Origin of the sequence: Cedecea sp. NFIX57, assembly GCF_900177785.1 — a bacterium.
GTDB lineage: Bacteria > Pseudomonadota > Gammaproteobacteria > Enterobacterales > Enterobacteriaceae > Cedecea > Cedecea neteri_C.
In genome coordinates this window covers 22,580-45,668 of the sequence record NZ_FXAS01000008.1, presented here as the reverse complement: position 1 = coordinate 45,668, position 23,089 = coordinate 22,580, and the positions used below count along the sequence as shown (strand labels likewise).

The 23,089-nt window shown below is 56.0% G+C and carries 20 protein-coding genes; 7 read left to right on the top strand and 13 right to left on the bottom strand.

Translation table 11 applies throughout. The annotated features are described in order from the left end of the window. Positions 1 to 35 precede the first annotated feature (35 nt). On the top strand, positions 36 to 464 hold the full coding sequence (locus tag B9Y90_RS08460; protein ID WP_085540967.1) for a YhbP family protein: 429 nt from the start codon (positions 36 to 38) through the stop codon (positions 462 to 464). On the opposite strand, the gene B9Y90_RS08455 is transcribed toward B9Y90_RS08460, so the two are convergent. Next, positions 461 to 979 carry a type 1 glutamine amidotransferase domain-containing protein gene (locus tag B9Y90_RS08455; RefSeq protein WP_085540966.1) on the bottom strand — a complete coding sequence of 173 codons (519 nt, stop codon included), beginning with the start codon at positions 977 to 979 and terminating at the stop codon, positions 461 to 463. The two genes, B9Y90_RS08460 and B9Y90_RS08455, sit on opposite strands and share 4 nt — an antisense overlap. Before the next feature lie 83 nt (positions 980 to 1,062). Here B9Y90_RS08455 and B9Y90_RS08450 point away from each other — a divergent pair, with 83 nt between their 5' ends. Further along, positions 1,063 to 1,716, top strand: coding sequence for an NAD(P)H-binding protein (locus tag B9Y90_RS08450; RefSeq protein ID WP_085540965.1), 654 nt, complete (start codon positions 1,063 to 1,065; stop codon positions 1,714 to 1,716). A 77-nt stretch (positions 1,717 to 1,793) separates the two neighbouring features. Then, positions 1,794 to 2,837 (top strand): permease, encoded by a 1,044-nt coding sequence (locus B9Y90_RS08445; RefSeq protein WP_085540964.1) that lies wholly within the window; start codon positions 1,794 to 1,796, stop codon positions 2,835 to 2,837. Between the two features lie 120 nt (positions 2,838 to 2,957). Here the strand turns inward: B9Y90_RS08445 and B9Y90_RS08440 are convergent, their stop codons facing one another. After that, positions 2,958 to 3,488 carry an NAD(P)H-dependent oxidoreductase gene (locus B9Y90_RS08440; protein WP_085540963.1) on the bottom strand — a complete coding sequence of 177 codons (531 nt, stop codon included), beginning with the start codon at positions 3,486 to 3,488 and terminating at the stop codon, positions 2,958 to 2,960. Positions 3,489 to 3,608: 120 nt separating this feature from the next. On the opposite strand from B9Y90_RS08440, the gene B9Y90_RS08435 reads away from it, so the two are divergent. Continuing rightward, entirely contained in the window at positions 3,609 to 3,962 is a 354-nt protein-coding gene (locus tag B9Y90_RS08435; RefSeq protein WP_085540962.1) for a winged helix-turn-helix transcriptional regulator, read from the top strand. 30 nt (positions 3,963 to 3,992) lie between these two features. On the opposite strand, the gene nrdG is transcribed toward B9Y90_RS08435, so the two are convergent. The 3 genes from nrdG to B9Y90_RS08420 form a co-directional block, all read right to left on the bottom strand. Beyond that, on the bottom strand, positions 3,993 to 4,457 hold the full coding sequence (gene nrdG, locus B9Y90_RS08430; RefSeq protein WP_085540961.1) for an anaerobic ribonucleoside-triphosphate reductase-activating protein: 465 nt from the start codon (positions 4,455 to 4,457) through the stop codon (positions 3,993 to 3,995). Positions 4,458 to 4,646: 189 nt separating this feature from the next. Continuing rightward, entirely contained in the window at positions 4,647 to 6,782 is a 2,136-nt protein-coding gene (nrdD, locus tag B9Y90_RS08425; RefSeq protein ID WP_085540960.1) for an anaerobic ribonucleoside-triphosphate reductase, read from the bottom strand. Between the two features lie 296 nt (positions 6,783 to 7,078). Further along, positions 7,079 to 7,960, bottom strand: a complete 882-nt coding sequence (locus tag B9Y90_RS08420; RefSeq protein WP_085540959.1) for a LysR family transcriptional regulator — start codon at positions 7,958 to 7,960, stop codon at positions 7,079 to 7,081. 100 nt (positions 7,961 to 8,060) lie between these two features. On the opposite strand from B9Y90_RS08420, the gene B9Y90_RS08415 reads away from it, so the two are divergent. Continuing rightward, positions 8,061 to 8,591 (top strand): NAD(P)H-dependent oxidoreductase, encoded by a 531-nt coding sequence (locus tag B9Y90_RS08415; RefSeq protein WP_085540958.1) that lies wholly within the window; start codon positions 8,061 to 8,063, stop codon positions 8,589 to 8,591. Between the two features lie 73 nt (positions 8,592 to 8,664). Here the strand turns inward: B9Y90_RS08415 and treC are convergent, their stop codons facing one another. The 3 genes from treC to treR all read right to left on the bottom strand — a co-directional run bounded on the left by treC (position 8,665) and on the right by treR (position 13,008). After that, positions 8,665 to 10,323 carry an alpha,alpha-phosphotrehalase gene (gene treC / locus B9Y90_RS08410; protein ID WP_085540957.1) on the bottom strand — a complete coding sequence of 553 codons (1,659 nt, stop codon included), beginning with the start codon at positions 10,321 to 10,323 and terminating at the stop codon, positions 8,665 to 8,667. A gap of 199 nt (positions 10,324 to 10,522) precedes the next feature. Then, complete coding sequence (gene treB / locus B9Y90_RS08405; protein WP_085540956.1) at positions 10,523 to 11,941, bottom strand: PTS trehalose transporter subunit IIBC; 1,419 nt, start codon at positions 11,939 to 11,941, stop codon at positions 10,523 to 10,525. 119 nt (positions 11,942 to 12,060) lie between these two features. After that, positions 12,061 to 13,008: a trehalose operon repressor TreR gene (gene treR / locus B9Y90_RS08400; RefSeq protein ID WP_085540955.1), complete on the bottom strand. Its 948-nt coding sequence runs from the start codon at positions 13,006 to 13,008 to the stop codon at positions 12,061 to 12,063. Between the two features lie 497 nt (positions 13,009 to 13,505). Between treR and mgtA the strand changes: the two genes are divergently transcribed. Continuing rightward, complete coding sequence (gene mgtA, locus B9Y90_RS08395) at positions 13,506 to 16,223, top strand: magnesium-translocating P-type ATPase (RefSeq protein ID WP_085540954.1); 2,718 nt, start codon at positions 13,506 to 13,508, stop codon at positions 16,221 to 16,223. Positions 16,224 to 16,337: 114 nt separating this feature from the next. Next, on the top strand, positions 16,338 to 18,728 hold the full coding sequence (locus B9Y90_RS08390; protein WP_085540953.1) for a beta-N-acetylhexosaminidase: 2,391 nt from the start codon (positions 16,338 to 16,340) through the stop codon (positions 18,726 to 18,728). 51 nt (positions 18,729 to 18,779) lie between these two features. Here B9Y90_RS08390 and ridA read toward each other — a convergent pair whose 3' ends face one another. The 5 genes from ridA to arcD all read right to left on the bottom strand — a co-directional run bounded on the left by ridA (position 18,780) and on the right by arcD (position 23,025). Next, the gene (ridA, locus tag B9Y90_RS08385) at positions 18,780 to 19,166 is read right to left on the bottom strand and encodes a 2-iminobutanoate/2-iminopropanoate deaminase (RefSeq protein ID WP_008454721.1); all 387 of its coding nucleotides are present in this window, start codon (positions 19,164 to 19,166) and stop codon (positions 18,780 to 18,782) included. A gap of 72 nt (positions 19,167 to 19,238) precedes the next feature. Next, complete coding sequence (pyrI, locus tag B9Y90_RS08380) at positions 19,239 to 19,700, bottom strand: aspartate carbamoyltransferase regulatory subunit (protein ID WP_008454720.1); 462 nt, start codon at positions 19,698 to 19,700, stop codon at positions 19,239 to 19,241. Positions 19,701 to 19,716: 16 nt separating this feature from the next. Then, positions 19,717 to 20,649, bottom strand: a complete 933-nt coding sequence (pyrB, locus tag B9Y90_RS08375) for an aspartate carbamoyltransferase (protein ID WP_085540952.1) — start codon at positions 20,647 to 20,649, stop codon at positions 19,717 to 19,719. A 268-nt stretch (positions 20,650 to 20,917) separates the two neighbouring features. Further along, entirely contained in the window at positions 20,918 to 21,397 is a 480-nt protein-coding gene (locus B9Y90_RS08370; protein ID WP_039288004.1) for an arginine repressor, read from the bottom strand. Between the two features lie 158 nt (positions 21,398 to 21,555). After that, on the bottom strand, positions 21,556 to 23,025 hold the full coding sequence (gene arcD, locus B9Y90_RS08365; protein ID WP_085540951.1) for an arginine-ornithine antiporter: 1,470 nt from the start codon (positions 23,023 to 23,025) through the stop codon (positions 21,556 to 21,558). Positions 23,026 to 23,089 lie beyond the last annotated feature (64 nt).

Genomic DNA, 23,089 nt, shown 5'->3' with positions numbered 1-23,089 from the left:
ACGTTTGTCGCAGAGTATCACTGTTCAGGATGACGATGGAATCACTCAATGCCATCAGCCGTTGGCTGACAAAACAACATGTTCTGAGCTACTGCGTGGGCAGTGGACAGTCGCTCTGGTGTTCTAACGCGTTTTATATTTTCGACCCGGAACGCGTGGCCTTTTATCTGCTGAGCGATGCCTCATCCCGCCACGGCGAGCTGATTGGGGAGCAAGCGCCAGTCGCCGGGACGATAAACGGTCAGCCCAAAACCGTGGCGCTTATCCGTGGCGTACAGTTCCGGGGGGACATTCGCCTGCTGGCGGCAGAAGAAGCGGCTGACTTCCGTATCCGCTACTTAAAGCGTTTTCCGATTGCGAAAGTGATGTCGGCCCCGATGTGGGAAATTCGGCTTGATGAGCTGAAAATGACCGACAACACGCTTGGCTTCGGGAAAAAGCTACACTGGTTACGTGAGGACTAGCGGCCCAGCAGAATCAATGCTTCACGATTAAACGCCGGTAGATCCTCAGGCGTTCTACTGGTGACCAGCTGATGCCCATCAACGACGACTTCACAATCGTAAAAATCTGCACCGGCATTTTTCACATCAACGACGATAGGTTTTACCGCAGTGAGCTTCCTGCCGCGTATCACGTCTGCGCTGATCAGCAGTTGTGGGCCGTGACAAATGGCAAACACGGGTTTTCCGGTGTTAACAAAATCGCGGGTGAAGCTGACAAACCGATCGTCGCCACGCAGGGCGTCAGGGGAATGACCGCCAGGGAGCAACAGGGCGTCAAAGTCGGCCGGACGGACTTCGTCGATCCCCTTGTCGATCTTCACTTTGGCTTCGCCTTGTTTGCCGGTAACCGTTTTTCCCGCCTGCTTCTCGATAGTGATTACCTGGTGTCCGGCCTGCCGAAACTCCTCAGCCGGTGAGGTAAATTCAGAGTCCTCAAACTCGTCGGTAATCAGAACTGCAATTTTCTTGCTCATCTTTCCTCCGTTATGTTTGTGGCACTATTAAGCCTGGACTACCATGCTGACATTGCAAGCGCTTAGCGAGAACAGGAGGCATTATGAGTCGAATCTTAATCACCGGAGCCACGGGGCTTGTTGGCGGCCATTTACTCCGCCTGCTTAGTCAGGACTCGCGCATCAGCTCGATTGTGGCACCCACTCGCCGGCCGCTGCCGGTAGCGCTGAACAAGGTGATCAATCCTCACGACCCGCAGCTTTCCGACGCGCTTGCGCAGGTCACTGAACCGATCGATATCGTCTTTTGCTGCCTGGGAACGACGCTACGCGATGCGGGCAGCAAGGAAGCCTTTATCCTCGTCGACTATACGCTGGTGGTGGATACAGCACTTGCTGGCCTCCGGCTGGGTGCAAAACATATGCTGGTGGTCAGTGCGCTGGGGGCGAACAGCCGCTCGCCGTTCTTCTACAACCGCGTTAAGGGCGAAATGGAAGACGCGCTGATAGCACAGAACTGGCCGCGCCTGACCCTTGCTCGGCCTTCAATGCTGCTGGGGGAACGCCACGCCCGGAGGTTAAATGAAACGCTGATGGTGCCAATTTTTAAAATGCTGCCCGGCAAGCTAAAAGCTATTGAGTCAGTGGACGTGGTGAAAGCGATGCTTTCTGAAGCGCTCAATCCAGCACGGGAAGGCGTGACGATTCTCGACTCAGGTCAACTGCGTGAATTAGCCGCACAATCTTCTGGTGTTTAATCTTTCCCATTGTGCCTGTCGCGCATAATATGGCGCGATAAATACTTCTCTCGCTAATCAATTTCAGGGAAACGACGATGTCTCTTTCTTCCGCCTCCGTCCGGGGAGTGCGTACATTTCCGTGGTGGAAGCCCGCGCTGTTTTTCCTGGTGGTGATAGCCGGGCTCTGGTACGTGAAGTGGCAGCCATACTACGGCAAAGCGTTTACCGCCGCGGAAACCCACAGTATTGGAAAATCTATCATCGCTCAGGCGGATGCAAACCCGCTCAAGGCCGCGCTGGATTATGCGATGGTTTATTTTCTGGCCGTCTGGAAAGCGGCGGTACTGGGCGTCATCCTGGGGTCGCTAGTACAGGTGCTTATTCCCCGTGACTGGCTGCTGCGCACCCTGGGGCAACAGCGTCTCCGCGGGACGTTCTTCGGTACGTTGTTTTCACTCCCCGGCATGATGTGCACCTGCTGTGCGGCACCGGTGACGGCGGGCCTGCGTCGCCAGTCCGTTTCCATGGGCGGGGCGCTGGCCTTTTGGATGGGGAACCCGCTACTGAACCCTGCGACACTGGTCTTTATGGGGTTTGTGCTGGGCTGGCAGTTTGCTTTGGTGCGGTTAGTGGCGGGCCTGGCGACGGTTCTCGGTGTGGCTTTGCTGGTGCAGCGCTGGGTAAAAGATAAGCCGCACATCATTGAACCAGTCCCTGCCGTTAGCCGTTCGACTGAAGACGATTCTTTCCTTATTCGTTGGGGAAAAGCGCTGTGGCAGCTCTTCTGGAGCACAATCCCTGTCTATATCCTCGCCGTGCTGGCGCTTGGCGCCGCCCGTGTCTGGCTGTTCCCCCACGCTGATGGCGTGGTGAGTGACACGCTGTTCTGGGTGATTGCCATGGCGGTTGTCGGCTGCCTGTTCGTGATCCCTACTGCAGCAGAAATTCCTGTCGTGCAAACCATGATGCTGGCAGGCATGGGCACGGCGCCGGCGCTGGCGCTGTTGATTACGCTTCCGGCGGTCAGCCTGCCGTCGCTTATCATGCTGCATAAAGCTTTCCCGGCTAAAGCCTTGTGGCTCACCGGCGGTCTGGTGGCACTAAGCGGCATTATTGTGGGTAGCCTGGCGCTTATTTAACAAGCATTTTCCTGTCACTGATAAATCAAAGCCACGGTTGTTTACGTGGCTTTTTAATAGCAAAGATATACCGCTCAATAATTATTGAGAAGATAGTTTTCAGAGGTTAGATGCTAAGTATTAAAAGGACTGCAGATAATCAATATATCCTTTAGCACTCTTTTCCAACTGCTGATCTGACACTTCATATTCGGCACCATAAAATGCGTAGAAGGGTTGATAATCCGCTTCGACATATTTCGCTGTCATTTCAAACGGCAGAAGTATTTCCTGTAACGAATGCTGATAACGCCCGTCAGGTGAAAAGTCCTCCTCTTTGATGCCGGCGCTTACCGCCAGCGCGAACTTACGGCCTCTGAGCTTATGCCCGCTGGTAGAGCCGTAGGCCCAGCCATAGGTAAAAACTTCATCCAGCCACTGTTTTAACAATGGCGGACTGTTAAACCAGTACAGCGGAAATTGCAGAATAATTTTATCGTGTTGCTCAATCAGTTTTTGCTCGCGCTCCACATCAATAACGCCATCGGGATAAATCTGATAAAGATTATGGACAGTATATAACTCTGGATGACTTTCTAATTCACCTACCCAATGTTTATTAATTTTAGACTCATTAATATTCGGATGAATAACAACAATTAACGTCTTCATACTTAATTCCTCTTAAGATGACTGTTCATCGGCGTTTATTTGATGTTTGCATCATAGGAGGCTTTAAATTAAAGTACAATACTGTCATTGTTGATATGTACTATACTAAAGGATAGTGTAATGAGCGAAAAGGCTATGCCAGATTCCTGCGCATTTATGGGCGACACGGGCTTTGCCTACACGCTGTCGCTGGTGAATGGGAAATACAAAATGATCATTCTCTATGCGCTGGCGGAGCATAAGCCGGTGATTCGCTTCAACGAACTCAAACGCTGCATTGAGACTATCTCGTTCAGGACCCTGAGCCTGACGCTAAAGGAGCTGGAAAACGACGGGTTGATTATCCGGGACGAATACCCGCAAATCCCACCCAAGGTGGAGTACAGCCTTTCAGAGCGCGGTAAGTCGCTGATCCCGGTGTTGGATATGATGTGTGAATGGGGAACCGTGCATCGTCATGATGTGCTGAAATGAGGCTTCCCGCGGGCGACCGGGAAGCCTGTGTTAGCGCAGGTGATGAACGACCTGGTTGCTGCTGCCGCGCCAGATCAGCGCCGGGTCTTTTAAATCCTGAACAAACCTGCCGTCCACCAGGACGTTGATTAACGCCACCACTTCCAGCTGCGCGGCGTTCAGCTCATCAATCTTATACCCCGTCCACACCCAGATGTCCTTCCCCGGGCATTCGGCATGCACGCGTTTCACCAGTTTCAGAATGTCCGGTACGTTCTGTGGATGCAGCGGATCACCGCCCGAGAGCGAAATCCCCTGGCGCTTAACGCGGGTGTCCTTCAGGTCGGTAATAATGCGGTCAGCCATTTCTGTGGTAAACGGCATGCCCGAGTTCACGCGCCAGGTGCTTTTGTTGTAGCAGCCGGGGCATTCGTGCACGCAGCCTGAGACAAACAACGTGCAGCGAGTGCCGGGGCCATTGACGATGTCGACAGGGTAGTATTGATGATAATTCATTTTCGCATCTCAATTGACGCCATCACTGTGCTGGCTGCTCTCACTCACCCCGGTCACTTACTTTATGTAAGCTCCCGGGGATTCCTTCCTTTGCCGCCTTGTTCTAACGTCAATTGCTTTGCGAAAAACGTGCTGAAAGTCAGCTTTGTCCCAAAGATTTGGCAGCGTTAAAGGCTAAAACGGAAATCGTTAACCGATCTGTCCGTTACCCAGGTGCTTCACGCGACGCTTAACCTCTTCCTGCTTGCCGGCGTTGAACGGGCGAGCATCCGGGCTGCCGAGGTAACCGCATACGCGACGGGTAACGGACACGCGCGCCGCATCATGGTTACCGCATTTCGGGCAGGTAAAGCCCTTGCTGGTACATTCGAACTCGCCGGTGTAGCCGCACTCGTAGCATTCATCGATTGGCGTATTGGTGCCGTAGTAAGGCACGTGCTTGTAGCTGTAATCCCACACATCCTCCAGCGCCCGCAGGTTGTGCTGAATGTTCGGATACTCGCCGTAGCAAATAAAACCGCCGTTAGCCAGCGGTGGGTAAGGTGCTTCGAAGTCGATTTTGTCGTAAGGATTCACCTTTTTCTCGACGTCGAGGTGGAAGCTGTTGGTGTAGTAGCCTTTATCCGTCACGCCAGGCACAACGCCAAACTCGGCGGTATCCAGGCGGCAGAAGCGGTCGCACAGGTTCTCACTTGGCGTGCTGTACAGGCTAAAGCCGTAGCCGGTTTCTTCTTTCCAGCTGTCGGTGGCTTCGCGCAGGCGGGAAACGATGGCAACGGCTTTCTCGCGCAGGGCTTCGTTGTCGTAAACATGCTGGTTACCGAACAAGGCATTCACCGTTTCATGGATGCCGATATAGCCCAGGGAAATAGACGCCCGGCCATTTTTAAAGATCTCAGACACGTCGTCGTCGGCTTTCAGGCGCACGCCGCAGGCACCTTCCATATAGAGGATGGGGGCCACGCGGGCTTTGACGCCTTCCAGGCGGGCAATGCGGGTCATCAGTGCTTTACGCGCCAGCAGTAAGCGATCGTCCAGCAGTTTCCAGAAGGCGGTTTCATCCCCTTTGGCTTCCAGCGCAATGCGCGGCAGGTTCAGGCTGATCACGCCGAGGTTGTTACGCCCATCGTGGATCTGCTCCCCGTTTTCTTCGTATACGCCGAGGAAGCTGCGGCAACCCATTGGGGTTTTAAATGAACCGGTGACTTTCACTACCTGGTCGTAGTTAAGAATATCCGGGTACATGCGTTTGGACGCGCATTCCAGTGCCAGTTGCTTAATGTCGTAATTAGCATCGCCGAACTTATGGTTCAGACCGTCCCGGATCGCAAAGACCAGTTTTGGGAACACTGCGGTTTTACGGTTTTTGCCCAGCCCGGCGATGCGATTGCGCAGAATCGAGGTCTGGATCAGGCGGGACTCCCAGCTGGTGCCGAGACCAAAACCAAAGGTGACAAACGGCGTCTGTCCGTTGGCGGTATGCAGGGTATTCACTTCATATTCAAGGGACTGGAAGGCGTCGTAGCACTCTTTCTCGGTGCGGGAGTGTGCGTATTCCTCAGCATTCGGGATCTGCCACTCTTCGGCAATTTTACGGTGCTTGTTAAAGCTTTCGGTCACAAACGGGGCCAGCACTTCGTCGATGCGGTTAATCGTGGTTCCGCCGTAAATATGGCTGGCAACCTGGGCGATAATCTGCGCCGTAACCGCCGTTGCGGTAGAAATGGATTTTGGCGGTTCGATCTCGGCGTTACCCATTTTAAAGCCGTGGGTCAGCATGCCTTTGAGATCGATAAGCATGCAGTTGAACATTGGGAAAAACGGAGAATAGTCGAGATCGTGATAGTGAATATCACCGCGTTCGTGCGCGAGTACCACATCACGCGGCAGCAGGTGCTGCTTGGCATAGTGCTTGGCGACGATCCCGGCCAGCAGGTCGCGCTGGGTGGGGATGACCTTACTGTCCTTGTTGGCGTTTTCGTTAAGCAGGGCGGAGTTGGTCTGCTCAACCAGGCCGCGAATTTCCTGGTTCAGGCGGCCACGCTTCTCGCGCTCAATATCGCGGTCATGGCGATACTCAATATAGGCGCGCGCCAGCTGCTTGTAGTTTCCGGCCATAAGCTGGTTTTCCACGGCGACCTGGATCTCGCCGATGTCGACCTGGCGGCGACCGGCCATCTGCTGACTGACGATATCTGCGACGGTGGCGCAATAGTCCGCGTCATCGACTCCCGCTGCTTTAGCTGCACGCAGAATGGCTTCTCTGATGCGCTCTGAAGTGAAAGGCACTTTGCACCCGTCTCTTTTCATCACATGCGGTGTCATGATTTCTCCGTTTATTGTTAGGTTATCCACAAAGGCAGGGGGGTATCCGGGGGCGCGTAGCCGTCTGTCCTGTCAAAACTTCCCGAAATTCGACCCTTTTTATCCACAGGTAATCCCCAAACTTATCCTGTGGAGGCTGTTGTTATAATAGTCGATGAATACAACATATAGGGTCGGGGTGCATTTTAAGGTCTATATATAGTGATTTGCATCAAACATGTTTGCGATTTTATTGATGCAGGACAAAGTAAATCGGGGGCAGCAGAAGCGGTGGGCATTGCTAAAAATGCCAATAACTATTGGAGCAGTTTTTCGTATAAATACTCGACAAAAACCCGCGTTTTGAGCGGGACTTTTGCTCCGGCATATTTCACCCAGAGACGCTGTGGTTCAGTAGCAATATTCTGCAAAATCGGCAGCAGTTTTCCTTCGGCAATCGGTTTGGTGAGATACCAGTCGGCGAGATAAACGATCCCCATGCCGGACAGCGCCGCATCCACCAGCGAATCCGGTGAGGTGGAGATAAACCAGGCTGAAGGCTCTTCAAACAGGGTTTCGTTATTCATCCACTGTTGCAGGCGCCCGGTGCCGGAGTTGCGGTGGATAAGGCAGCGATGCTCCGCGAGTTCTTCCGGCGTCCGTGGCGTTCCGAATTGTGCTAAATAGGCCGGTGACGCCGCTGTAATCATTTTCGAGGTATACAGCTCGCGGGCGACCACACGGTTATCTCTTACCGTGCGGTGGCCGATGGCCACGTCAATGCGTTCACCAATGAGGTTGACGCTACGGGCTTCCATCGACAGCTCAAAGCGAATCAGCGGATAGCGCCGCTGGAATTCAGCCAGGATCGGCATCAGGCAGTGGCGGCCAAAACCGGGGATCACGCTGACGCGCAGCAGCCCCGAGGGTTCCGCCCCCGGGTTAACCAGCGCCTGGTTCAGCGCCTGCCACAGCGGTGCGACCTCATCACGCAGCACCGTACCTGCCTCGGTCAGCACCACAAAGTGTGTATTGCGTACAAAGAGCACGATGCCCAGCCGCTGTTCAAGCTGGCGTATGCTTTTACTTACCGCCGCGGGCGTAACGCCCAACTGACGGGCAGCCTCGGAAAAACTCTGGCAGTCTGCCGCCGCCAGAAAAGCCGGAATGAGCCGATGAACGTCTGCGGAAAGCATCATGCTTGTAACCTTTGGTTGAAACAGATGTGCCATGTTATGGACTACAGGTAAGCCCTGTCATCTGAAAAGATAGCCTCATTCCAAAAATGAGGCCTGAAAGATGAATAAAATATTAGTGCTGGCGGCGCATCGCGCCCCTGATGAATCCCGTATTAACCGCGCTGGCGTGACGGCCCTGAAAAGTATTGCAGGCGTCACCGTGCACGAGCTTAAGCGTGAGTATCCGGATCACCAGATTGATGTTGAACGTGAACAGGCGCTGCTGCTGGCGCACGATACGATTGTGCTGATGTTCCCGTTCTGGTGGTACAGCTCCCCGGCGATCCTCAAGGACTGGCAGGATCAGGTGCTGACCTTTGGCTTTGCTTACGGCACCAACGGCACCGCGCTGCACGGGAAAAAGCTGATGGTCATGACGTCGACAGGCGGCCTGGCGGAAGCCTATCGTGCAGAAGGTGCCAACCGCTACACGGTGGAAGAATTACTGCTGCCGTTCCATGCGATGGCGAATAAGACCGGTATGATTTGGCAGGTACCTGCGCTTATTCAGGGGGCGAATACGATTACGGAAGCGCTGATCGATGAGGGTCTTAACGGCTGGCTGAGCCGAATTCAGGCGCTGAAAGGGTAATTTTCCCCTCACCCTGACCCTCTCCCTTCCAGGGAGAGGGTCAGAAGCGGCATTCGGGGTTGCCAGTACCAGATTAACGCTTAACCCAGTACACCGCCTCAAACGGCCTCAGGCTCATCTCCGCAGGCTTAGGGGCGGCATCAGCATAGTTACTCATCAGCACCTCCCATTCGCCTTCATGCCCTTCCAGCTGCAGCCATTGCGTCTCCGCGCTAAGGTTCGCGGCAACCACCAGCGTCTGGCCTTCGTGTTGGCGGCTGTAGCTCCACACCAGCGGGTGCTCCGGCAGCAGATCCTGATAATTCCCCCAGGTCAGCACCGGCTCCGCCTTACGCAGCTTGATCAATTGCTGGTAGGTATAGAAGACCGACTCTTTGTCTTCCAGTGCCGCTACGGCGTTGACCGCCTGGTAGTTATCACACAGGCCAATCCACGGCGTGCCCTCGCTAAAGCCGGCGTTGCGGCCAGCATCCCACTGCATCGGCGTGCGGCTGTTGTCGCGTGACTTGCTGGCAAGAATAGCCATCAGCGTATCGCTGTCGCGCCCAAGGGTTCGCAGCTCGGTAAATATATTGAGGCTTTCTACGTCGCGATACTGGTCGATGCTGGAGAAATGCGGGTTGGTCATCCCAATCTCTTCGCCCTGATAGATGTACGGCGTGCCCTGCATACCGTGCAGCACCATGGCCAGCATCTTCGCGGAGGTGGTTCGCAGTTCGCCTTCGTGACCAAAACGGGACACGATGCGCGGCTGGTCGTGGTTACACCAGAACAACGCGTTCCACGCCACGTTGTGCATACCCTGCTGCCAGTGGTTGAAGATGGATTTCAGCTCCACGTAGTCAGGCTTTGCCAGCGTCCATTTCTCGCCACCCGGATAGTCCACTTTCAGGTGATGGAAGTTAAAGGTCATCGACAGCTCGCTGCCGTCCAGGGCACCGTATTTCTGGCAGTTATCCAGCGAGGTGGAGGACATTTCGCCAACGGTCATCAGGCCGAGTGGCTTAAAGGCATCGCGGCTGAATTCCTGCAAGTACTCATGAACTCGTGGACCATCGGTGTAAAAACGACGCCCGTCGCCACCGTTCACGTCATTCGGGAACGTCTGGTCTTTTGACACCAGGTTAATTACGTCGAGGCGCAGGCCGTCCACGCCGCGGTTGGCCCAGAACTCGCAAACCTTCTTCAGCTCGGCGCGAACCGTTGGGTTTTCCCAGTTGAGATCGGCCTGCTCAGGCGCGAAAAGGTGCAGGTAGTATTGGCCCGTTTCCGCCTGCCACTGCCAGGCATTGCCGCCGAACTTCGAACGCCAGTTGTTCGGCAGAACATCCGGGTTGCCGTCGCGCCAGATATAGAACTCGCGGTACGGACTGTGTTTATCCTGCGCCTGCTTAAACCAGGCGTGCTCCGTGGAAGTGTGGTTAAACACCATATCGAGCACCAGACGAATACCGCGCTGGTGGGCTTCGGTTACCAGCAAATCAAAATCTTCCAGCGTGCCGTAGGTCGGATCTATCGCACAGTAGTCAGCGACGTCGTAGCCGTTATCTATCTGAGGCGAGACATAAAACGGTGTGAGCCAGATGGCATCAACGCCCAGCGTCTTAAGGTAATCCAGACGCTTAATCACGCCCTTCAGATCGCCGGTCCCGCTGCCGGTCGTGTCCTGGAAACTCTTCGGGTAAATCTGGTAGATGACGCCGTTTTGCCACCACGGAGGAGTGATATTCATAGCGAGTTCCTGCTAGCTGAAGGGGCGGAATTGCCCCACAAACTGATGACAAGCTTCTGGTAGTAGAAAGAACCTTCAGTGCCATCAAAAATAAACAAGGAAAATCAATGGGCTGATTTTCAGCTGATAACCCACAAAGCGAGAAAAAGTCACTTTGCTCTGACGAAAAAGGGGGCATTTCTGCCCCCGGTCAATCTCACTACACCACCAGCAGCGTGCCCTGGCGGAATTTACGCTTGTAGACGATGGAGGTCAGGATAATCGGCACAATCACCGCGATAACAATCGCAATGGCGTAGACGCCCCAGAACTTAGGCTGGATGGACAGAATGCCCGGCAGACCGCCGACGCCAATCCCGTTTGCCATCACGCCGTTCAGGCCGCACAGCAGGCCAGCTAGGCCGGAACCGACCATCGCGCACAGCATCGGGAAGTGGTACTTCAGGTTGATCCCGTACATGGCCGGCTCGGTCACGCCGAGGTAGGCAGAAATAGCCGCCGGGACGGAGATTTCACGTTCGTTCTGCTTGCGGCTACAGATAATGATGCCGACAACAGCAGATGCCTGTGCGATGTTGGACAGCGCAATCAGCGGCCAAACCGGTGTCCCACCCAGGCTCTGGATCATCTGCATGTCGATGGCGAGCGTGGTCTGGTGAACGCCGGTAATCACCAGCGGTGCATACAGGAAGCCAAACAGCGCGGCACCAACAGGGGCGAAGCTGCCGGTCATCAGGTGACGAACCGCGAACGCCACGCCGTCGCCGATCATACGGCCAAACGGCCCGATCACGGTGTGTGCCAGGAAGACGGCCAGGATCAGAGAACATACCGGCACGATAACCAGATAAAGATAATCCGGCACGATGCGTTTCATCCGTGTTTCGATGAAGCCGAGCGCCAGACCGGCCAGCAGCGCCGGGATAACCTGCGCCTGGTAACCGACTTTCTCAATGGTGAACCAGCCGAAGTTCCACACTTCCGGAATTTTGGTGCCCAGTTCGTAGGCATTCATCAGCTGCGGGGAGACCAGCGTAACGCCCAGCACGATGCCGAGGATTGGCGTGCCGCCCATTTTCTTCACCGCGGACCAGCAAATGCCCACCGGCAGATAGAAGAAGATCGCCTCGCCAATCAGCCACAGGAAGTCATAGACGGTTTTCAGCGCCGGATACATCTGGGCAAGGGTTTCCCCGTTGCTCATCGGCAGGTCGCCAATGACGTTACGGAAGCCAAGGATCAAACCTCCGCTGATCAGCGCAGGCAGCAGCGGGAAGAAGATCTCTGCGAAGTGGGAGATCAGCTGCTCGTGCCATTTCATGTTTTGACGGGCCGCCGTTTTGGCCTGCTCTTTGTCCGCGGAGTCGAGCCCGGTCGTGGCAATCAGGGCTTTGTAGTAATCATCCACATCGGTACCGATAACCACCTGGAACTGACCGGCATTGGTAAAGCAGCCTTTCACCATGGGCAGGTTTTCGATCTCTTTAGGATGGGCATTTTCGGGATGGTTCAGCACAAAACGCAGGCGGGTAATGCAGTGGCTGACGGTGGCGATATTCTCGCGTCCGCCAACCAGTTCGATCAGTTTGTCGATGTCTTGTTGTTTTACTTTGCTCATGAGTAACACCCTGGGTAGGAGGTAATGACCTGTTGTAAGGGTAGCCAGGTTTCTATTATGCGAAAATGGGAACGTTCCCGAAACCGGGCGAAGATCACAAAATCCCGTTCAGGGGCGTTTTATTGCAGGTGGCTAGGGATGACGATTTGCCGCAGCTGTTGGCCCTGAGAAATCTGTCCGATCAGCTGCAAAGCCGCGGCGCGACCGGCTTCGGCATAGCCTGGGTCAACGGTGATGATTTCAGGATGCAAGAATTTCATCAGCGGCGTGTTTCCCACGCTCGCCAGTTGAATATCGCTGCGGTTTTGCTGCTGGAGGTATTTGCTTGCGCCCAGCGCCAGGGTGTCGGTGGCGCACAGCAGGGCGGTGGTTTTCGGGGTCAGGACTTCAACCACATGCTCGTAGCCCTGCTTCATGGCGAGGCCCGGCAGGGCAGCATTGGGGACAATATCGTGGTCACGGCAAAACGCGAGATACGCCTGGTGACGACGGTAACCGGTGGTGACGTCGCCGTGCGGTACGCCAAGGAAGCTGATATCCCGGTGGCCCTGCTGATAAAGCGTAGACATCAGGATGTGAATGGCGCCTTCATCGTCGTAGCACACTGAAGCGAAGCCGCTGGCGTCGCGCGCCATCAGCACCAGCGTGGAGCGCCAGGGCTGCAGCACTTTCTCGTTGATGCCGGTGAAGCCGAACAAAATCACGCCGTCGATATTGCGGCGGCGCAGCATGCCAAGATGCTCCTCAACCATCTCTGGTGAGAACTGGCTTTCCATCATGATCGGGTCGTAGCCCTGCTCGTAAAGGCAAGGCAGCATGGTTTGCACCGCCAGATTTTCCGACAGGGAGTCCAGGCGGGTCACGATAATGGCGACGACTTTGTCGCTTTGCCCGCGCATCGCGCGCGCCGAGCGGGAAGGGGAGAACTCATGCTGCTGCATTACCGCTTCAACCCGTTCCCGCGTGCGGGCGCTGACGCCGCTTTCATTGTTCAATACGCGCGAAACGGTAGATTTCCCCACGCCGCTCAGGCGGGCAATATCTTTGATGGTAAGGCGACTTTGCATGGTTGTTCTTTTCCCTGGCGGTCACGGTGCAAATTGGCTGGTTAGACAATGGTGGCTAGCCCTTTTTCCTTTGGGACACGAATGCAGTGATTGTCACTCGTTTGCCACCAACCTGTAATCCTGATTATTTAGAATATACTTACCAGGATTAAAATATTAACGCTCTATCCCGTTCCCGATATGGGCAAAATCTGGTTTACAGACGGTTTAGTTTTACGGGCGTAGTATACCGGGCATTCTCATTATGCCAGAAGGCGTAATGCTATTTTTCTTTCAACGCTACCGGAGATGACATGGAACCCGATCCCAGTCCTCACCCTGAAGTAACAGGAATTTTCCGGTAAGCCACAGGTTAACGCCCGCTGCCTTACCGGTTTTGTAAGGCAGTGACGACCGCTCTCTTTTACGTCCCTGCTTGTTGATGCTCTCCTGCCTGGTGCAGCGTTGTTGCGCCTGCAGGAAACTTAGGTACCGCTAAGACGGTGCTAAGGACGTTTATGCAATTTAAAAACCTCACACGCCAGCTGATGTCCCAACTGAGCCGCCACCTGCCGCGCCGCCTGGTGCAGCGCGATCCTATGCCTGACGGGAAAGTGGTGGCGAAGGCCGCCGATATTCCGGCGACGCTGACCCAGGCCTGCCTGAAATATGCCGCTGCCAGCGAAGAGCAGCTCTACGTTGAATTTGGCAGCCATCCGGAAGGGCTGGACGCTCGCGAAGTCGAAAAGGCGCGCGAAACCCACGGCCTGAACCAGATCCCGGCGCAGAAACCCGCACCGTGGTTTGTGCATCTCTGGGTTTGTTACCGCAACCCGTTCAACCTGCTGCTGACGGCGCTGGGGATTTTCTCCTACGCCACGGAAGATGATCTGTTCGGCGCCAGCGTCATCGCGCTGATGGTGGTGATTTCCACCCTGCTGAACTTCATCCAGGAAACCCGCTCCACCCGCGCGGCGGATGCGCTGAAAGCGATGGTGAGCAACACGGCCACCGTGCTGCGCGTGATCAACGATCAGGGCGAATATGCCTACGTCGAAGTTCCGCTGGACCAGCTGGTACCTGGTGACATTGTTAAGCTCGCCGCAGGTGACATGATCCCGGCCGACCTGCGCGTGATGCAGGCGCGCGACCTGTTTGTTGGCCAGGCGTCGCTGACCGGGGAATCGCTGCCGGTTGAGAAAGTCGCCGTCAGCCGTCAGCACGACCAGCACAACCCGCTGGAGTGCGACAACCTCTGCTTTATGGGCACCAACGTGGTGAGCGGCACCGCGCTGGCGATGATTATCGCCACCGGCGGCAACACCTGGTTCGGCCAGCTTGCCGGGCGTGTCACCCAGCAGGAAAGTGAACCTAACGCCTTCCAGCGGGGGATCAGCCGCGTAAGCTGGCTGCTGATCCGCTTTATGCTGGTGATGGTGCCGGTGGTGCTGCTGATTAACGGCTTCACCAAGGGCGACTGGTGGGAAGCTGCGCTGTTCTCGCTCTCCGTTGCCGTCGGCCTGACGCCGGAAATGCTGCCCATGATCGTGACCTCCACGCTGGCGCGCGGGGCGGTCAAACTGTCGAAGCAAAAAGTCATTGTGAAACACCTGGATGCTATCCAGAACTTTGGCGCGATGGACATCCTGTGTACCGATAAAACCGGCACCCTGACACAGGACCGCATCGTGCTGGAAACCCACACCGATATCTTCGGTGAGCAAAGCGATCGCGTGCTGCATACCGCCTGGCTGAACAGCCACTACCAGACCGGCCTGAAAAACCTGCTCGACGTGGCGGTACTGGAAGGCGTCGAGGCTGACCATGCTCGTACGGCGGTTGCCCGCTGGCACAAAATAGATGAAATTCCTTTTGATTTTGACCGCCGCCGCATGTCGGTTGTGGTCTCCGAGCAGGCCGACGTGCATCAGCTTATCTGCAAAGGCGCGCTGCAGGAGATCCTCAACGTCTGTACCCACGTACGCCACGGGGACGAAATTGTGCCGCTCAGCGAAGGGATGCTGACGCGCATTCGCAGCGTAACCGACTCGCTAAACAGCCAGGGCCTGCGTGTGGTTGCCGTTGCCACCAAATTCCTGCCTGCTCGCAGCGCAGACTACAGCCGCGTGGATGAGTCCGACCTGATCCTTGAAGGCTACATTGCCTTCCTCGATCCGCCGAAAGAAACCACCGCGCCGGCGTTAAAAGCGCTGAAAGCCAGCGGCATTGCGGTAAAAATCCTGACCGGCGACAGCGAACTGGTCGCGGCAAAAGTATGCCGTGAAGTCGGCCTGGACGTGGGCGACGTGATCATCGGCAGCGACATCGAGGCAATGAGCGATGAAGCGCTGGCGCGCGTAGCGCTGCAAACCACGCTGTTTGCCCGCCTGACGCCGATGCACAAAGAGCGCATCGTTCGCCTGCTGCGCGGTGAAGGCCATGTGGTTGGCTTTATGGGTGACGGCATCAACGATGCCCCGGCCCTGCGCGCGGCGGATATCGGTATTTCCGTCGACGGCGCGGTGGATATCGCCCGTGAAGCTGCCGACATCATCCTGCTGGAAAAAAGCCTGATGGTGCTGGAAGAGGGCGTGATCGAAGGGCGTCGTACCTTCGCCAACATGCTCAAGTACATCAAAATGACCGCCAGCTCCAACTTCGGCAACGTCTTCAGCGTGCTGGTGGCCAGCGCCTTCCTGCCGTTCCTGCCGATGCTGCCGATCCACTTACTGATTCAGAACCTGATGTACGATGTCTCGCAGGTCGCGATCCCGTTTGATAACGTCGACGATGAGCAAATCAAGCAGCCGCAGCGCTGGAACCCGGCCGACCTGGGCCGCTTTATGGTGTTCTTCGGGCCGCTCAGCTCCATCTTCGATATCGTGACCTTCGGCGTGATGTGGTGGATTTTCAAAGCCAATTCCCCGGAAGCGCAAACGCTGTTCCAGTCCGGCTGGTTCGTGGAAGGCTTGCTGTCACAGACGCTGATTGTGCATATGATCCGTACCCGCCGCATTCCGTTCCTGCAAAGCCGTCCGGCCTGGCCGCTGATGGTGATGACGCTGCTGGTGATGGCGCTCGGGATTGCACTGCCGTTCTCCCCGCTGGCGGAGTACCTCCACCTGCAGGCGCTGCCGCTGAGCTACTTCCCGCTGCTGGTGATCATCCTGGCAGGCTACATGATGCTGACTCAGGCGGTAAAAGGCTTCTACAGCCGCCGTTACGGCTGGCAGTAGTCCAAAAAATGGCGAGATGTGATCCACATCTCGCCGCCGCCTTGCTGAAAAATCCTTCACGTGATAACAGATTGTTTTTGCTATTTTCTGGCCCGTCACGTGAAAGGATTGTCCATGTTCAAATCGCTTCGTTTCAGCCTGCTGGCAGCAGGTATCGCCGTTGCCTGCCAGGCGCAGGCCGCTCCCGCAGGGGATCTCCCGTTAATGCCCTGGCCGCAGCAGGTCGAACTCCCGGCCACGCAGGGCAGCCTGCCGCTGACTAACGCCGTGTCTATTGCCATTAGCGGCGACAAGCTCGACGGCGCCGTTGATCGCTGGCGGCAGCGTATCAGCCTGCAAACCGGGTGGCAGCTTCAGCCAGCGGCTGCACAGCCTGCAAAACCCACGATTGCTATTCAAATTAAACAGGTCGTTGATCCTCTACCTAAAGCAGACAGCGACGAAAGCTATGCCTTAAGCGTGACGGCGGACGGCGTGAAGCTCACCGCTAACACGCGCTTTGGCGCGATGCGCGGCATGGAGACCTTGCTGCAGCTGATTCAAAATGGTCCGCAAAATACGTCGATTCCTTATGTCGAAATCAAAGATGTGCCGCGGTTCCCGTGGCGCGGGCTGCTGCTTGATTCGGCTCGCCACTTTATGCCGGTGAACGACATTCTCCGCCAGTTGGACGGGATGGCAGCCGCCAAGCTGAATGTCTTCCACTGGCACCTGACGGACGATCAGGGCTGGCGCTTTGCGTCGACCCATTATCCTAAGCTCCAGCAGCTGGCGAGCGACGGGCAGTTCTACACCCAGGCGCAAATGAAGCAGGTGGTACGCTATGCCACCTCGCTGGGCATTCGCGTTGTGCCGGAAATTGACCTGCCAGGCCACGGCTCAGCGCTGGCTGTCGCTTACCCGGAGCTGATGAGCGCGCCGGGCCCATACCAGATGGAGCGCAACTGGGGCGTCCTGAAGCCGTTGCTGAACCCGGCTAACGAAGCGACCTACAAATTTGTCGATACGCTGATTGGCGAAGTTACCGCTATTTTCCCGGATAATTATCTGCATATCGGCGGCGATGAGGTGGATGACACCCAGTGGAAAGAAAACGCCGCCATCCAGCAATTTATGAAGCAGCACAACCTGGCCGACTCACACGCGCTGCAAACGTACTTCAACCAGCGGCTGGAGAAAATTCTCGAGAAGCATAAGCGCCAGATGATGGGCTGGGACGAGATTTATCACCCGGATCTACCGAAGAACATTTTGATCCAGTCCTGGCAGGGGCAGGATTCGCTGGGGGCAATCGCGGCCCACGGCTACAAAGGCATTCTGTCCACGGGCTTTTACCTCGACCAGCCGCAGTCCACCGCCTACCACTACCGCAATGAGGTCCTGCCGGTTGGGCTAAACAATGTGGATCACATCAGCGAGGCCGACAGCGCACAGAGCTGGTTCTTCAGCATGCCTCGCCTGAAAGGCAGCGCGGTAGAAGGCAGCTTTACGCTGGTGAAAAGTGACGGCGGCTGGCGCGGATTTATCGACTTCAAGGGCAAATCCCGCCGCGCAGTTCACGACGTAAAATGGCTGAACCCTACCCAGGTGACATTTACGGTAGATACCTGGATGGGGGAAACGCGCCCGGTGGTGACGCTGGAAAACGACAAGCTTAACGGCTACTTCCTGGTGGGCAACGTGCGCTATCCGGCGACCGGACAAAAGCTCGAAGGAATTCCTGATGGCAAACAGCCTGTGGTGCCAACCGACGCGCAGATGAGCAATATCCTCGGCGGCGAAGCGGCGCTGTGGGCGGAAAATGTGATCTCCCCGCTGCTGGATATCAAACTCTGGCCGCGGACTTTTGCCGTGGCCGAGCGGCTGTGGTCGGCTAAAGACGTCACCGATGTGGACAATATGTACCAGCGTATGCAGGCCATCGATGCCTGGTCCACGGTGTCCGTTGGCCTGCGTCAGCATACCGAATCCGTTACGCAGCTCACGCGCCTGGCCGGTACGCCGGAGATCATGCCGTTGCAAATTTTGGCCCAGGCCGTCGAGCCGGCGCAGTACTACACGCGCCAGCACCTGAAATTCCAGGCCGGGAATTACAACCACTTTGAGCCGCTGAACCGCTTTGCCGATGCGCTTGGGGCAGAAAGCGGGCAGGTCAGGGCGATTAACGGTTGGGTGGACAAACTGATTGCCGACAGGGAAGACGGGAACAGTGCGGAAGCGCTGCGCCATATCTTCACCCGCTGGCAGAACAACACCCCGGACGTGCTGGCGCTGATCGACGGCAACTACGTGCTAAAACCGCTCAAGCCGGTTGCCGAGGACGTGGACAAGCTCGCCGGGCTGGGCTTAAGGCTGACGGATTTGGTGGCGAAGCAAGGTTCGCTCAGCGATGACGAGCTGAAAGCCATTCAGGCTCAGCTGGATGCTGCGGCGCAGACTCGCGATGAAGTGGTGATTGCGGCGGTGTATCCGCTGGAAAAACTGCTGCGGGCGGTGGTGAAGTAAGCAAGAAATGGCCCCGTGAAAGCGGGGCCAGAAGCAAAGCGCGGCGGCGAATTAGCGACGAACGGCGATAGCTTCGATTTCGATTTTGACGTCTTTCGGCAGACGAGCCACTTCAACGCAGGAGCGAGCCGGGAAGGTCGCGTTATGTTCGTTAAAGAAGGCTTCATAGGTGGCGTTCACGGTCGCGAAATCGTTCAGATCTTTCACAAACACGGTAGTTTTCACGATGTCGCCCACTTTCAGGCCCGCGGACTCAACGATAGCCTTCACGTTTTCCAGGGACTGACGAGCCTGAGCGGCTACGTCTTCCGGCACTTCGCCGGTTTTTGGGTTCACCGGGATCTGCCCGGAAGTGATGATCATGCTCCCGAGATCGACACCCTGAACATAAGGACCGATAGCGGCCGGTGCATTTTCCGTGCTAAGCGTACGTGACATACTTTCTCCTTAGTATTGGATTTAAACTCCCGCCCATTATAGAGACGGGGAGTGGCTTGTCATTAGTGGTCGTTAATCTACCAGAACCACGTGGCGAGCGAACTCTTTCTCGCAATACTTGCACTTCAGGCTGATATCGTCGGCACGCTGTTTCACGGCGAACGAAGAGGCCACCGGCTCGTTGTGGCTGATGCAGTTGGTGTTCGGGCACAGCAGCACCTTCTCGATGCGATCCGGCAGGCTTGGGGTGCTTTTGCCTACCACTTCGTACTCGTCGATGCGGTTAACCGTGGCGTGCGGGGCGTACAGCGCCAGCTGGTTCACCTGCTCGTCGGTCAGGAAGGTATTTTCAATTTTGATCAGATCTTTGCGGCCCAGCTCGCGGGACGGCAAATTCAGGCCGATAGTAATGCGCTGGTCGGTTTCGGTCAGCTGGAACAGAGTCAGGAGCTTAAAGCCAACCTGAGCCGGAATGTGGTCAATAACGGTGCCGCGCTTGATGGCTTCAACCTGTAATTTATTATCGTGCGTCATCTTCTTGTCCTCTCACTTAAACCAGTTCGCGATTCAACACCAGCGCCAGCAGCGCCTGGCGAGCAAAAATACCGTTACCGGCCTGCTGGAAATACCAGGCATGCGGCGTGCTGTCTACGTCGGTGGTGATCTCATCCACGCGCGGCAGCGGGTGCAGCACCTTCATGTTGCCGCGTGCGCCGATCAGGTCGGCGGCGCGCAGGATAAACTGTGCTTTAACGTTGGCGTATTCAGACGGGTCCAGACGCTCTTTCTGCACGCGGGTCATGTACAGAATGTCCAGCTCACCCACCACTTCGTCGATAGACTCGTGGCGGCTCCAGGCAATGCCTTTTTCATCCAGCATGTCGAGAATGTACTGCGGCATCGCCAGCGCGGGTGGCGCGATGAAGTAGAAGCGGTTGCCGTTGAACTTTGCCAGCGCCTGGGCCAGCGAATGCACGGTGCGGCCATATTTCAGGTCGCCGACCATGGCGATATTCAGGTTCTCGAGGCGGCCCTGAGTTTCCTGAATAGTGAACAGGTCCAGCAGGGTTTGGGTTGGATGCTGGTTCGCGCCGTCACCGGCGTTCAGCACCGGGATCTCACCGGAAAACTCGGTGGCGAGGCGAGCCGCGCCTTCCTGCGGGTGGCGCATCACGATGGCGTCCACGTAGGTACTGATGACGGAGATGGTATCCGCCAGCGTCTCGCCTTTCTTGCCCAGCGAAGTGTTGCTGCTGTCGGAGAATCCGACGACCGAAGCGCCCAGGCGGTGAATGGAGGTTTCAAACGAGAGGCGAGTTCGGGTCGACGCTTCAAAGAAGCAGCTGGCGATAACTTTGTGCTTCAGCAACTCCGGCTGGGGGTTCGCTTTTAGCTTTGCCGCGGTCGCCAGCACCAGTTCAAGTTCTTCACGACTGAGATCATTGATGGAAATGATGTGTTTTTTATAGAGCGGGTTAGTCATGCTTCTCTCCTGTTCTCGGGCCGACGGGCAAAAAAAAGGCCCCTCAACGAGGGGCCTTAGCAATTTGGGAATTTAGAAATTCGACGGTGCAACGGGAAGAAAAACGCCCTGCCGCGTCTGCTTTCAGACGTCGAGCTACGACATTTTTTTGAACACAGTAAACCATGCTTCCTCCCGGCAAATTGTGGCGCATTATACGCGCGTGGGTGTTCTCTGCAAGCGCTAAAATCACACTTTTTCAGGGGCGCTGCAATCGGTTGCGGCGCATTTACGCCTGGCCCAGCATACGCATGATGCGGCGATGCAACAGCGGCGTTTTTTGCACTTCACGCGGCGCAATCCAGACCACACTGCTCCCGGCGACCACGCCCAAAATCTCAGCGATGGCGTGATGATCGAGAATTTTTGCTATCGCTTTGCCGTAGCCTGACACTGTATGCACCATGACAAATTCACTGTTGTGCTCGACGCTTAGCACCATTTCAGCCACCGAACGCGCCGCGTTGGGCTGAGGTAAAGTTTGAGGGCTAAGAGCATAAATTTTTTGCCCTTTCGCATTGCGCAACTTTATGACGCCCAGCAGCTTGAGCAGGCGGGAGACAGTGGACTGACTGATGGCTTCGAAGCCGTGCTGTTTCAGGTCATGGCGCAGTTGCTCCTGGGAGTGATAACTCTTGTGGCTGATGAGCTGTTGGCACAGTTCAAGCTGGCGCTGCTCTTTCTCGAACGAGAGGCGGGATGTCCTCATGGTCTCTATACACTCCTGTGATGACCGGTGCGTTTTCATTGCACGGTTGATGAACGTAATTTATTGATAGAAAAGATTTTTATTAATTTTATTCCTTAAAAATGTCGTCAATGGATTGAAGTGAAGAGTTTAACGCCACGATTGTGGCGTTAATGGCGTCAGGCTATCTGTAAATTTCCGCTTATCACCAGTTTTAATGTCCATGCGGCCAGGGCCAGAATGGCCACGGCGATCGCCAGTTCATAGCTTTTCAGCAGCTGCTGACCCTGGGTTTTTTTCTGCCACAGGAACACCAGAATGCCCGGCGTGAATAACAGCGAGCTAAGCAACATCGAATCGCCCGCGGCGTAGCAAAGCCAGAAGCCGTAAGCCGTTGCAATCAGGCCAAGCAGGATGCCGCCGGTTCGTGATTCCCCTTGCCCATAACGCTCCCCGGTCCAGGCCAGCTTTAACCCGTAGGCCGCGCTGAACAGGTACGGAGGTAAAATGGCTGCCGTGGCGATGGAGAACAGCGCCTGGTAGCCAGCGGCGTAGAACAAGGTGAGGATCAGGAAGAGCTGAATTAAGCCATTGGTGATCCACAGCGAAAACGAGGGTGAATGGCGGGCGTTCTCTTTGGCGAAAATTTTAGGGAAAATGCCGTCAATCGCCGCGACACGAGGTAATTCAGCGGCAAACAGCGTCCAGGCCAGCAGCGCGCCGGCTACCGACAGAATCACGCCTCCGGCAACGAACTTTGCTCCCCACGGCCCGACCACGCTTTCCAGCACGCCCGCCATCGACGGATTCTTCAGCCCGGCCAGAGCGGCCTGATCGAGGATCCCCATCGACAGCACGCTGACCAGCACGTAAATCGCCAACGCGCCCAGCAGACCAATGACCGTCGCCTTACCGATATCCTCACGTTTTGCCGCCCGGGCGGAAACAACGGTTGCCCCTTCAATGCCAATAAACACCCAGGTGGTGACCAGCATGGTGTTTTTAACCTGGTCGAAAATTTCCGGGCGTGAGCCTTCGACCAGCATCATGCGGCCCCAGAAATCTGCTGTGAACACGCCAATCCGGAAGGCAATCAGCACCGCGACAATAAAGACCAGCAGGATGATGACCTTTACCACGGTGAGGATGGTGTTGATGTAGGCGGCTTCGCGTACCCCGCGAAGTACCAGAGCATGCACCAGCCACAGCACAACGGAGGCGCCGATAATGGAAGGCAGGTTATTCCCGTCGCCAAAAACCGGAATGAAAAAGCTCATGGCGCTGAACAGCAATACCGCGTAAGAGACGTTCCCGAGCCAGGCGGAGAACCAGTAGCCCCAGGCGGACTGGAAGCCAATAAAGTCGCCAAACCCGGCCCGGGCATAGCTGTAAACGCCGCCGTCAAGATCCGGGCAACGCGCGCTGAGATTCTGATAAATAAACGCCAGGCAAAGCATACCGACGCCGGTGATAGCCCAGCCGATCAGCAATGCGCCGGGTGAAGCTACTGAAGCAAAGTTTTGCGGCAGGCTGAAAACGCCCCCGCCAATCATCGAGCCTATAACCAGCGCCACCAGCGCGCTGAGTCCGAGTTTTCTTTCACTGCTTGTGGAGGTGTCTGCGGCACCTTCATGGGTAACATCGGCCATTTCCTTTTCTCCCGCTGCGCGAAGCAGCACAAGGGCAATACGGGCAGCGAGGAGTTCCCACCGC

What these genes read in the sequence shown, in the direction of transcription:
- B9Y90_RS08460 (WP_085540967.1), top strand. Translation starts at nt 36, where the DNA reads ATGGAATCACTCAATGCCATCAGCCGTTGGCTGACAAAACAACATGTT.
- B9Y90_RS08455 (WP_085540966.1), bottom strand. Translation starts at nt 979, where the DNA reads ATGAGCAAGAAAATTGCAGTTCTGATTACCGACGAGTTTGAGGACTCT.
- B9Y90_RS08450 (WP_085540965.1), top strand. Translation starts at nt 1,063, where the DNA reads ATGAGTCGAATCTTAATCACCGGAGCCACGGGGCTTGTTGGCGGCCAT.
- B9Y90_RS08445 (WP_085540964.1), top strand. Translation starts at nt 1,794, where the DNA reads ATGTCTCTTTCTTCCGCCTCCGTCCGGGGAGTGCGTACATTTCCGTGG.
- B9Y90_RS08440 (WP_085540963.1), bottom strand. Translation starts at nt 3,488, where the DNA reads ATGAAGACGTTAATTGTTGTTATTCATCCGAATATTAATGAGTCTAAA.
- B9Y90_RS08435 (WP_085540962.1), top strand. Translation starts at nt 3,609, where the DNA reads ATGAGCGAAAAGGCTATGCCAGATTCCTGCGCATTTATGGGCGACACG.
- nrdG (WP_085540961.1), bottom strand. Translation starts at nt 4,457, where the DNA reads ATGAATTATCATCAATACTACCCTGTCGACATCGTCAATGGCCCCGGC.
- nrdD (WP_085540960.1), bottom strand. Translation starts at nt 6,782, where the DNA reads ATGACACCGCATGTGATGAAAAGAGACGGGTGCAAAGTGCCTTTCACT.
- B9Y90_RS08420 (WP_085540959.1), bottom strand. Translation starts at nt 7,960, where the DNA reads ATGATGCTTTCCGCAGACGTTCATCGGCTCATTCCGGCTTTTCTGGCG.
- B9Y90_RS08415 (WP_085540958.1), top strand. Translation starts at nt 8,061, where the DNA reads ATGAATAAAATATTAGTGCTGGCGGCGCATCGCGCCCCTGATGAATCC.
- treC (WP_085540957.1), bottom strand. Translation starts at nt 10,323, where the DNA reads ATGAATATCACTCCTCCGTGGTGGCAAAACGGCGTCATCTACCAGATT.
- treB (WP_085540956.1), bottom strand. Translation starts at nt 11,941, where the DNA reads ATGAGCAAAGTAAAACAACAAGACATCGACAAACTGATCGAACTGGTT.
- treR (WP_085540955.1), bottom strand. Translation starts at nt 13,008, where the DNA reads ATGCAAAGTCGCCTTACCATCAAAGATATTGCCCGCCTGAGCGGCGTG.
- mgtA (WP_085540954.1), top strand. Translation starts at nt 13,506, where the DNA reads ATGCAATTTAAAAACCTCACACGCCAGCTGATGTCCCAACTGAGCCGC.
- B9Y90_RS08390 (WP_085540953.1), top strand. Translation starts at nt 16,338, where the DNA reads ATGTTCAAATCGCTTCGTTTCAGCCTGCTGGCAGCAGGTATCGCCGTT.
- ridA (WP_008454721.1), bottom strand. Translation starts at nt 19,166, where the DNA reads ATGTCACGTACGCTTAGCACGGAAAATGCACCGGCCGCTATCGGTCCT.
- pyrI (WP_008454720.1), bottom strand. Translation starts at nt 19,700, where the DNA reads ATGACGCACGATAATAAATTACAGGTTGAAGCCATCAAGCGCGGCACC.
- pyrB (WP_085540952.1), bottom strand. Translation starts at nt 20,649, where the DNA reads ATGACTAACCCGCTCTATAAAAAACACATCATTTCCATCAATGATCTC.
- B9Y90_RS08370 (WP_039288004.1), bottom strand. Translation starts at nt 21,397, where the DNA reads ATGAGGACATCCCGCCTCTCGTTCGAGAAAGAGCAGCGCCAGCTTGAA.
- arcD (WP_085540951.1), bottom strand. Translation starts at nt 23,025, where the DNA reads ATGGCCGATGTTACCCATGAAGGTGCCGCAGACACCTCCACAAGCAGT.